The organism is Microcystis sp. M49636_WE2, assembly GCF_030065375.1.
Lineage (GTDB): Bacteria > Cyanobacteriota > Cyanobacteriia > Cyanobacteriales > Microcystaceae > Microcystis > Microcystis aeruginosa_C.
In genome coordinates, this window is the sequence record NZ_JASJFG010000516.1 from 1 (window position 1) to 9,502 (window position 9,502).

The window sequence follows — 9,502 nt, forward strand, 5'->3', positions numbered from 1 at the left end:
GATGCAAGGGTGATGCAAGGGTTTTAAGAGATTCTAGCAGATTTAAGTGCATTTGGGAAGCTCTCAATCAAGCTAAAAGCCCTTTCCTGTAAGGTTTTTACCATTATTCAGCAAACCCTACTTAGTATTAGATATGTGTAATTAATTGTGTCTAGCTACTTATCCATTAGACTTCTTGCATAAATCCGAAAACAAACGATAGAAACAATAATGGGAGGGACTTTCAGTTAATTATTTATTAGTAGTTGATAATCTTCAAAAATGTTGCTGTACAAGGATCGAATTAAGACTTTTGCAAGAGGTCTATTATGTGCCAAAATTCAATAAGCGAGAGCGCCTTTTTCCCTAACCAAAAAGGAAGGCTTTTAAACCTTCCTTACCATAGAATTGGTCATTTATTGCCGTTTGCGAGCCAATAAACCCAGAGAACCCACCGCTAATAAACCTAAAAGGGTGCCTGGTTCGGGGGTTGTCTGTGTCTGGGCAGGTTGAATGGTCCAGTTAGCAGCAACTATATTACCTGATACATTGGTCAAATCGACAGAGTAGTCGAAATTATTAGTATAGTAAACAGCATTGGACCCACTCACGAACCATGCGTTAGGTGTTTGTGTAGAATTGGTTGAGACGACATTGAGATTAGTAGCATCATACCAATCAGAAGGAACAGCCGTTAACTGTCCTGAGGCATTGGTGACAAAGCTTCCTGTGCTAACACTCAACCCATCACCCCCATTAGGATTAAAGGTGGTAACGTGGGCCACATTACCAAAGTTGAAGGTGACAGTCACAATGTCACTGGCGTTCCATGTTTGGTTGAACAGGGAAGTTCCCCCATTGTCAAGCTGATAGGTGATAACCGCAGTATCACCGACAATAACGTTATCGACATCAGCATAGAAAACAGTATCCGTATAGGTAGCGGTAAAAATGGCGGCATGGGCGGGAATGGCAGTGAAAACGGCACAAGTCACCCCAGGAAGGCAAAGGGCTTTTAGCAGTTGATTAGTCATTTTTGATTGATTGACAAGTTAATTTCATGGCTAAGAATGGGGAAAAACTGCTCGTTATACCCCATAAATCATTGCTTAACAGCAATAAGCAGCCTCATTCTACCCCCCCCCCGAATTTGTCAAGTATTCTCCGTTTTTTATTGATGAATCCGGAAAAAAGCCCATCAGGGAGAGACTGGAAGGGTTCGCCAAGGAAACATCTTAAATTAATCAGTAATGATTAAGATTGAGCTATTTTAGGGGTTAAAGTCGGTCCTTATTCCCCCCTTTATTAAGGGGCGTTAGGGGTGAGCAAAACGTCCTAATCTTAGCGCGTAGTGCTATAAAATAAGAGCATGAAAACTGACACGATTTTTTATCAACTCTTTCAATCATTCCCCTCTATCTTCTTTGAATTAATTCAACTCCCTATCAGCGAAGCCAATAACTACCGCTTTGACTCAGTGGAAGTCAAACAACTTTCCTTTCGTCTCGATGGAGTCTTTCTGCCTCAAAATAATCACCCTAGATTTCATCGTAAAACCGGGGTTGGGACGGGGATAAAGTTATCCCCTCACCCAACCTTACTTACCAACGATTTAAGAAACCGCCACCATTACCCCAGCGCGGTCGGGAATTAAAGAAACCACCACCGTCAGACCAACCATTACGCCAGGGCCGCGCATTAACGAAACTACCACCGCGACCATCTACCCAACCACCGACACGACTATTCCCCCAACCGCGATTGCCACCATCTCCCCAGCCTAAAGCTTGTAAACTAGGATCGGCAGTACCTTCCGGCAGTTGGTTAACCCGTTCGCGTACAGCGCTAGATAGACGACTTAAACGCGCTTCAATGGGATTAGCCTCGTCTGAGGCGGCCTGAGCGGTGCTAGTCAGACCGAAGGCAGATAAAGCGAGAAGAAAGCCGACTAAACCAGTTTTATTGCTGATATTCACCTGAATTTATGCTCCTATTTGGCTTCTTGGGGATTAATTTGGGCGTGTTCGATAACTTTGAAGGCAAAAAACCCCTTTAATAATTCTGGGGGGATGGGAACCATGCCTTGACTACCGAACCAGCGATCGATTTGACTAACGGTGGCCGTATCATTGGTGATGTAATCCTGCATCATTTTAACAATGGCATAGTTGACATCATCCAAAAAAGTAGAGTTATTTTCGGGAACCATGCAAGCAATGCCAAAATTAGCTAGAGCTTCTTCGGGGACGATTTCGTAGATTTTAGGGTTATCTCTGAGGATTGTTCCCGCTAAAGAGATGCTATCCCCCGCTATTGCGTCAATTTTACCAGTTTTTAAAGCTTCGAGGGCTTCTTCTACGGTGCTGTAGGTGGTAACAATTGTCGCTTGCGGTTGTACTAATTTAATCACATCCACGGCCGCAGAAGTGGGAACCAAGGCGATGCGTTTACCGATTAGGGATTGAGGAGTGGAGAGATTGCTACCTTTTTTGGCTAAAATCCTAATCCCAGAAATGCTGTAACTGATGGAAAAATCGACAACTTTCGCCCTTTCCCAAGTAAAAGCCGTACTACAAGCGATATCGATGTCCCCGCTACGAATGAGATTAATTTTCTCTCCGGGTTGATTAGCTTCAATCATTTGCAGGGTGACGGGACGACCGAGACGAGTTTCCAATCGTTTTCTAATTCGTTCCAACACATCCATAGAATAGCCGACTAATTCCCCCTTATCATCAATGTAGGAGTAGGGAATCGCATCAAAACGGGTTCCTACGGTCAAAAATCCCGTGCGAGCCACTTTTTCCACCACTGTTTCCGCTAAACTTGCACTGGCGAGGAACATAGGTAATATGCAACCCAGTCCCACTAACTGTAAAATTTTCTTCATAAATCGAGTGCTTGCTCCCGTACAAACATAACTATACTAGAATTCGCTAAAAAATCTTCAGGGCTTCCATAATAATTTCTGTGAACTTTTACAAATTAGATGGCGGTTCAAGGCGAATTAATTGACCGTTACCTTCATCGGTGAGCAGGTATAAAAATCCTTCGGGACTTTGACGCACATCCCGCACCCTCTGACCGATGGGAATCGCTTCTTGATTGATAATTTCACCCGATTTATCCACTTCCAGACGGCGAATATCCCTAGAAACTAAACCACCGGCGAATAAATTTCCCTGCCAATTAGGAAAGCGATTACCAGTATAAAAGACCAATCCTGAAGGAGCGATTGCAGGTGTCCAAATTGTTTTCGGATCGATCAGACCTAGTCGAGATTTTTCGCTGGAAACTGGGGTATTAGTGCCGTACTCTTGACTGGCAGAAACCACTGGCCAACCATAATTTTTACCTTTTTCAATTAAATTTAATTCGTCCGCTCCTTTCGCTCCGTGTTCTGTTGCCCAGACTCTTTTAGTCATCGGATCAAAGCTGATTCCTTGAATATTCCGATGACCATAACTCCAAATTTTAGAACCCGCAAAAGGATTATCTTTAGGTAGAGAACCGTCGTCATTGATGCGAATAATTTTACCTAAATGACTTTGCCGATTTTGTGCCTGTTTTCTAATTAAATCCCCCGCTAATTGTAGGGGAGGATTGCCCCCGTCCCCAATCGCTACCAATAAAGTGCCATCCGGTAGCCATAATAACCGCGAACCGAAGTGTTGAGAGCCAGTTTTTGCCTGGGAAACTTCAAAAATAACCCGCACATCTCGCAAACTTGCACCATCATAAACCGCACGAGCGACGCGGGTACGATTAGCCTCCTGGTCTCCGTGGGCATAAGTTAGATAAATCCAGCGATTTTGGGCAAATTGGGGATGAATTGCCACATCGAGCAATCCTCCTTGTCCGACGGCAAAAACTTCGGGAACTCCAGCGATGGCTTTTGGTTCTAATTTGCCCTCTCTAACCACTCTTAAACGACCGGGACGCTCTGTGATGAGGATTTCCCGGTTAGGTAGCCAAACCATCGACCAGGGATGCTCTAAACCCTCGATTACGGTCACTTTTTGCCATTGATTTGTCTGGGAATTATTCGCCGAAGTTAATACATTTGCACCTTGACAACTGGAGATAATTATGGTAAGCAAAACGCTGGATACTATAGGCGAGAAAATGCGATTAAGAGAAGTAAGCATTAGTTGGTAACTCCCCATACAAATATTGGTCAATTTTCCCCGACTAATCAAGCTCACCCTATTTTAGAAACTGGGCAGTTTTAAGAAACATTTTAGGCGGTTTGACTTCATTGGGCAATGCGCTCTCAAAAAGAATCCTTACCCTCGTACCCACCGTTAGCTCTAAGGGAACATCGGGTTGAAGCACTGTCCGATCAAATATAGCTTCGAGTTCTTGGAACATTACTCTTGACAGGGTATGGCCTGTTTCTAGTATGATCGCTTCTGTGTGGAGCCTAAACGTTCAATCTATTAGTATTCTTAGTATTCCTATGGTCAATCAATAGACATCCCCAAAAACTTATAAGCGAGTCACAGCAAGACAGGCAGATTAGACCGAGAGTCAAAATTAGCTCTAAAAACGGATTGATCAGTGCTTGGTGTTGCTGAAATTTTGAAGTGTTGCTATGATTAATCTAGAATCTTTTCCTTTGGAGTATAGAGGCTATGACTCAAAAAGTATTAGCAAAATTAATGTCTTTTGCTATTAGCGATAAGCTAGGATTATTCAAAATAGCGATCGCATCTTCTTGTTTGATGATTGTTCCGCAGGGGCAAGTTAGGGCTGCATCTATTTTCATAGCGAATCATAGCTTTGAAGACCCGATCGCTCCCCAACAGCCGGATGGGTATTTTTATAGCATTAATGACATCACTAACTGGGTAATTGGTGGTCTGAGCGATCCCGGTTATACTGCTGGAGTTGATAAGCCAGTGAATCTCCCAAACACTTCAAACGTCTTTTTCACTGACCCGATTCCCGATGGATCTCAGGTAGGCTCCAGTAATGGGCGAACTATCAGCCAGACACTTTCCGCAACTTTGCAAGCGAACACGCAATATACTTTGGGTGCCTATGTCGGACGCAGATTAATTCTTCCCAATGTGCCGTCGGGCTACTACAATATCGAACTTTTAGCCGAAAGTACAGTTCTAGCCTCTAACAATAGTATTACTCCTCTTGCCGGCGAATTCGAACTTGTCACCGTTAACTATGCCAGTGGTGTCAGCGATCCGCTCATCGGGCAGGCATTAACAATTCGTCTGACATCGACATCACAGCCTCACCAAGTCAATTTCGATAATATAACCCTTGACGCTTCTCCCATTCCCGAACCTTCCGCGATATTAGGATTGCTAGGTTTCGGACTGTTGGGAATCGGTTCAACGTTAAAACAAAAACGATGAGTAGTCCTGCAAAATTAATTACCTAGTCGAGACGGGAGACGGCTTAGATATGTAATTAATTTTGCTTAGGTGCTTAATTTAACCGAATTAGGGGTATGAAGCTTTCCTGCCCGTGATTCCCGATCTAAATCTCCTGGAGAGCGATCCCTAACCCTCTCAAATTTCTTGAGATTGTTTTGACAATTCTCCCAAAGGAGTTTAGCATCATGATAATAGCAATTGTAAGTTAGATGTGACTGGAATGTGATATGACAGTCGCTTTTTTACTTTATGAAGCTATCATTCAACAATTCTGAATTCATCCATGACTCTCCCGATTATATCATCATTGATATAATCGGTTTTTATTTCTTCTCCCAATAATTCCTCGATTTCCTTATCTTTAAAAAATTGACTAAATAAGTATAAGTAGCTGGTTATAATTAAATTAAAAATGGATTTTAGGTTCGATCCCCCCTGCCCCCCTTGATAAGGGGGGTGCCGATCCCCCCTTAGTCCCCCCTTGATAAGGGGGGTGTCTGACAACTTTTAACGCCTACCTACTTAAACGTCTTGAAACAAATACTAATCCATTGATTATAATAGCTTTAACCACTGTTCCTGCTGGAAATTTTTTCTCGAGGGTCGATTCCTAATTTAGAGTTGATTATTTCAAGTATTCCTATTTCGTCAATTAGCCCGGCTACTATTCCTAAGTGATCTAGGTTTTTAATTTTTACCTCTGAGATAGGAGACAATTTTTGTACCTTTAATAGATTTTTGAGCTTTTTGTTCGTCTCACTTTTTTTGGACTAATTCTCTGAGTATTTTTGCTTATTTTTTCTTGAATGAGTTTATGCTACTTTATACTACATTTTGAAGTGCGGAGTGTCGGTTAAAGAGTATCGGTACGGCCTCCTATGAATCCCCTCATCGCTCGTCTGAATTTTGTTTCTCCTGGCCCCGATGATGTCCGCAAGGCCAGGGATGAAGGACAGAGTTTAAGCGCCGCTAATCTGGAAGGTATCGATTTAAGCCAAATGGACTTGAAAAACCCCGATTTTGCGGGGGCAATCCTCTTGGGGGCCGATTTAGCTGGGGCTAATCTCACCGGGGCGAATTTAGAGGCGGCGGATCTACGCCTGGCTAATCTGCGCGGCAGCGATCTCCGGGGTGCCAATTTACGAGACACTTTACTATATCGCGCGGTCCTCTGTGGGGCTGATTTGCAGGGTGCTGACTTAACTGGTGCGAAAATTTCCCTCTCTCTCTACGACGGGACAACCGACTGGCCGGAAGGCTATGATTATAAAAATTCGGGAGCAATCGGGCCAAAAGCCAATTTAACCGGTGCTTATCTCAATAACGCTAATCTTAGATTTGCCGACCTCAGTGGTGCTAATCTCCGGGGAGCTTATTTAAGCGAGGCCGACTTAACCGGTGCAAATCTGGCAGCAGCGGCCTTAAGTGGAGCTAACTTGCAAAGAGCGTCCTTAACCGGGGCTTTTTTGCGTGACGCTCGTTTAGTTGGGGTCGAGTTACAGTTTGCGGATCTGCGGGGTGCGGACTTAACCGGTGCAATTCTAGAACAGATACAGAATTTAGAAGGGGCCGATTTCAGTCAGGTGGAAGGATTGAGCGATTTAGAGCGCTCTTATCTCTGTGGTTGTTCCTCCCGGGAGTTAGGAACTTGGAACCCCTACACCCGCTCCAATACTGGCCAGAGTTGAGACTGTTTACCGCGTTAGAGTGGGCCTCTTTGACCGACCACCGACTCCCCAATCGGCCCTGAAATCGGCAATGCCCAAAATAGTTAAACCCCATGTAGAATCGGATTTACCAGACAATTTAGCGGCTTTTCTCCTCAACACTTAAATTAATCGTGCCGCGGGGGTTTATTGGTCGGAGAACCCGCCGGAACGACCTTGGATGTGGGGGGGATACCTTTGAGGGAAATGAGCGTATTCATCACCGTTTTTGCCACGGGAGCGGCAACAGTGGAGCCAAAAGTATTGGCACCCTTGGGTTCATCCACCACCACCAAAACCACATAACGGGGCGATTCGATCGGTAAAATCGCGACAAAACTGGTAATTTTGGCGTTAGGTAGATAACCCCCCGTCGGACTAGCTTTTTGTGCGGTTCCCGTTTTGCCTCCGATGCGATAACCAGGGATTTGGGCTGCTACCCCCGTCCCCTTGCTGACGACGGTTTCCATCATTTCCACCACTTGCCGGGCCACGGTGGGAGAAAAGACTTTTTTGCTGGGATAATCGGGCTGCCAGTGCAAACGGCCGCGGTCGTCGGCTAATCCTTTGATCACATGGGGAGTCACTAGGGTGCCACCATTGGCCAGCGCACCGTGCATTTGTACTAATTTTAAAGGCGTTAGGGATAAACCTTGACCAAAGGAAGCGGTGGCCGATTCAATGGCATTATCCAGAAATTCTGGTTCGGGTTTGAGATATCCTGCCACTTCTCCGGGTAAATCTACGCCAACCCTTTGATTTATTTCCAATCCTAATAAACTTTTATAGAAATCAACTCGCCCCATTTTTTGGGCAATTTGCACCATGGCCACGTTACTAGAGGTTTGCAGAACTCGGGCCATATCTAGCGCCCCATAACCCTGTTTAGAGGCATTTTTAATCGTCCAGGGACCGACAGTAATTGCCCCCGGATCATTGACTACTGTATTAGCTTTAATTGCCCCTGCTTCCATAGCCAGGGCGATAATAATTGGTTTAAAAGTTGACCCCGGTTCGTACTGATCGGCTACGGTCCAATTTTTAAATAGAGCCACATTGGCTTTATAGTATTCGTTGGGGTTAAAAGTTGGCTCACAAACTAGGGCTAAAAGAGAACCATCAAGGGAGTCCATGACGATGACAGCCCCTCGTTTGGCATTAAATTTTTTTAGCTGTTCTCGTAGGGCCGTCCTGGCGGCTCTTTGTAGTTTTAAATCGAGGGTTACTTCTAACTGTAATTCATCGAATTGAAAGATACCATCGGGAACAAAAGCTGGTAAAATTCGCCCGTCTCCCATGCGTCTTGTATTGACAGAAAAAGGGTCTCTTTCTAATAACTGACTGGAACCTCTTTCTAATCCTGCTTGGCCACGATGTTCTTTATCTACATAGCCAATCACGTCAGCTGCCACATCGTCTTGGGGATAATAACGAGCGTATTTTTCCTCTAATTCTACACCGTCAAGAGATAATTGTTTTAAGCCCCTAGCCACGGATTCGGTTAATTGATTGGCTAAACGAATTCCTGTTTCTTTTTCTTTAAATCTTTTAATTAGTTGATTAGTGGGAATATTTAATAAAGGAGCTAATTTATCAGCCACTTCTGCTGGGGGAATAGCAAACAGTTTTGGGTGTACATAAAGAGTATAAATCAAGCGATCGGTCGCCAAAACATTACCATTACTATCGACGATCGCCCGTCGGGGAATATAGGGTCTAATACTGGTAGTTTGCTGTTGTCTGGCTCTTTTTTGCAATTCCTGTGCTTGTACTATTTGTAATTGGTACAATCGCCAGGCTAACCCCAAAATACCCATGACTAAAATCAACCACACCGCCACCAATCGTCCGTTACTCAAAGGCAATTTTTTTAACTGTTGTTGCTGTTTTTTGGCGTTTAAATAGGACTTTCTGTCCCGGATCCTGCCAGAGGGCGATCGAGTTTCTTTACCTCTAAATTTGGGTCTTTTTGTGTCAGTCATGAGAAGTATCTTTCAGTGATCAGTGAGCAGTAACCAGTGAACAGTGAGCAGTGATCAGTAACCAGTAATCAGTGAAAAGACAGTAGGAAACTTCTATTTAATACTGCACACTTAAAAACTCACATCTGATAACTTTTAACTTACCCACTGATAACTGATAACTGATAACTGTTAATAGGCACTTCTGGGTCGAGAATTGACGGTAGATTGGGGTTGAGAAGCGGGGGCAGGTTTCAGGTTCGGGGCAGATTTACGCTGTAAAAAGATAGTTTGGAAGGGTTGGGGATGAGTCAATCCCGTTTCGGGTTTTTCTGCTTGTTGAGCTAGTTGATGTTTAAGGGTTTCATTGGTGGCCAAAAGATGGCGCTCGTGACGTTGCAGTGTTTCCAGTTTACCAAATTCTTTGTCCCAAACCTTGGGAATATATACCGTCCAAGCA

At 44.2% G+C, this 9,502-nt stretch carries 8 protein-coding genes and 4 pseudogenes; 4 read left to right on the forward strand and 8 right to left on the reverse strand.

Annotated elements, in window-relative coordinates; all coding sequences use genetic code 11:
* Positions 1–395 precede the first annotated feature (395 nt).
* Positions 396–1,013: a PEP-CTERM sorting domain-containing protein gene (locus PX484_RS11990; protein ID WP_287767760.1), complete on the reverse strand. Its 618-nt coding sequence runs from the start codon at positions 1,011–1,013 to the stop codon at positions 396–398.
* Positions 1,014–1,348: 335 nt separating this feature from the next.
* Between PX484_RS11990 and PX484_RS11995 the strand changes: the two are divergent.
* Positions 1,349–1,522 (forward strand): annotated as a pseudogene (locus PX484_RS11995) (DUF2887 domain-containing protein); the annotation flags it as partial.
* 58 nt (positions 1,523–1,580) lie between these two features.
* Here PX484_RS11995 and grrA read toward each other — a convergent pair.
* From grrA to PX484_RS12010, 3 genes are all read right to left on the reverse strand, one after another.
* Positions 1,581–1,955, reverse strand: a complete 375-nt coding sequence (gene grrA / locus PX484_RS12000; RefSeq protein ID WP_287668386.1) for a GrrA/OscA1 family cyclophane-containing rSAM-modified RiPP — start codon at positions 1,953–1,955, stop codon at positions 1,581–1,583.
* A gap of 14 nt (positions 1,956–1,969) precedes the next feature.
* Complete coding sequence (grrP, locus tag PX484_RS12005; protein WP_002803813.1) at positions 1,970–2,869, reverse strand: extracellular substrate binding-like orphan protein GrrP; 900 nt, start codon at positions 2,867–2,869, stop codon at positions 1,970–1,972.
* A gap of 88 nt (positions 2,870–2,957) precedes the next feature.
* The gene (locus PX484_RS12010) at positions 2,958–4,127 is read right to left on the reverse strand and encodes a PQQ-dependent sugar dehydrogenase (protein WP_287765231.1); all 1,170 of its coding nucleotides are present in this window, start codon (positions 4,125–4,127) and stop codon (positions 2,958–2,960) included.
* Positions 4,128–4,613: 486 nt separating this feature from the next.
* Between PX484_RS12010 and PX484_RS12015 the strand changes: the two genes are divergently transcribed.
* Positions 4,614–5,354: a PEP-CTERM sorting domain-containing protein gene (locus tag PX484_RS12015; protein ID WP_287765233.1), complete on the forward strand. Its 741-nt coding sequence runs from the start codon at positions 4,614–4,616 to the stop codon at positions 5,352–5,354.
* Positions 5,355–5,651: 297 nt separating this feature from the next.
* Here the strand turns inward: PX484_RS12015 and PX484_RS26030 are convergent.
* Both PX484_RS26030 and PX484_RS12025 read right to left on the reverse strand, forming a co-directional pair.
* A pseudogene (locus tag PX484_RS26030) lies at positions 5,652–5,759 on the reverse strand (DUF4277 domain-containing protein); the annotation flags it as partial.
* A 139-nt stretch (positions 5,760–5,898) separates the two neighbouring features.
* A pseudogene (locus PX484_RS12025) lies at positions 5,899–6,091 on the reverse strand (DUF4277 domain-containing protein); the annotation flags it as partial.
* A 162-nt stretch (positions 6,092–6,253) separates the two neighbouring features.
* Between PX484_RS12025 and PX484_RS12030 the strand changes: the two are divergent.
* On the forward strand, positions 6,254–7,063 hold the full coding sequence (locus PX484_RS12030; RefSeq protein WP_002803802.1) for a pentapeptide repeat-containing protein: 810 nt from the start codon (positions 6,254–6,256) through the stop codon (positions 7,061–7,063).
* A 19-nt stretch (positions 7,064–7,082) separates the two neighbouring features.
* Positions 7,083–7,208, forward strand: a complete 126-nt coding sequence (locus tag PX484_RS12035) for a hypothetical protein (protein ID WP_256377587.1) — start codon at positions 7,083–7,085, stop codon at positions 7,206–7,208.
* A gap of 1 nt (position 7,209) precedes the next feature.
* On the opposite strand, the gene PX484_RS12040 is transcribed toward PX484_RS12035, so the two are convergent.
* Together PX484_RS12040 and PX484_RS12045 are read right to left on the reverse strand one after the other, a co-directional pair.
* Complete coding sequence (locus tag PX484_RS12040) at positions 7,210–9,063, reverse strand: peptidoglycan D,D-transpeptidase FtsI family protein (RefSeq protein ID WP_287765235.1); 1,854 nt, start codon at positions 9,061–9,063, stop codon at positions 7,210–7,212.
* Between the two features lie 171 nt (positions 9,064–9,234).
* Positions 9,235–9,502 (reverse strand): annotated as a pseudogene (locus PX484_RS12045) (hypothetical protein); the annotation flags it as partial.

Coding starts and splice junctions, on each gene's coding strand:
- PX484_RS11990 (WP_287767760.1), bottom strand. CDS start 1,013: ATGACTAATCAACTGCTAAAAGCCCTTTGCCTTCCTGGGGTGACTTGT.
- grrP (WP_002803813.1), bottom strand. CDS start 2,869: ATGAAGAAAATTTTACAGTTAGTGGGACTGGGTTGCATATTACCTATG.
- PX484_RS12010 (WP_287765231.1), bottom strand. CDS start 4,127: ATGCTTACTTCTCTTAATCGCATTTTCTCGCCTATAGTATCCAGCGTT.
- PX484_RS12015 (WP_287765233.1), top strand. CDS start 4,614: ATGACTCAAAAAGTATTAGCAAAATTAATGTCTTTTGCTATTAGCGAT.
- PX484_RS12030 (WP_002803802.1), top strand. CDS start 6,254: ATGAATCCCCTCATCGCTCGTCTGAATTTTGTTTCTCCTGGCCCCGAT.
- PX484_RS12040 (WP_287765235.1), bottom strand. CDS start 9,063: ATGACTGACACAAAAAGACCCAAATTTAGAGGTAAAGAAACTCGATCG.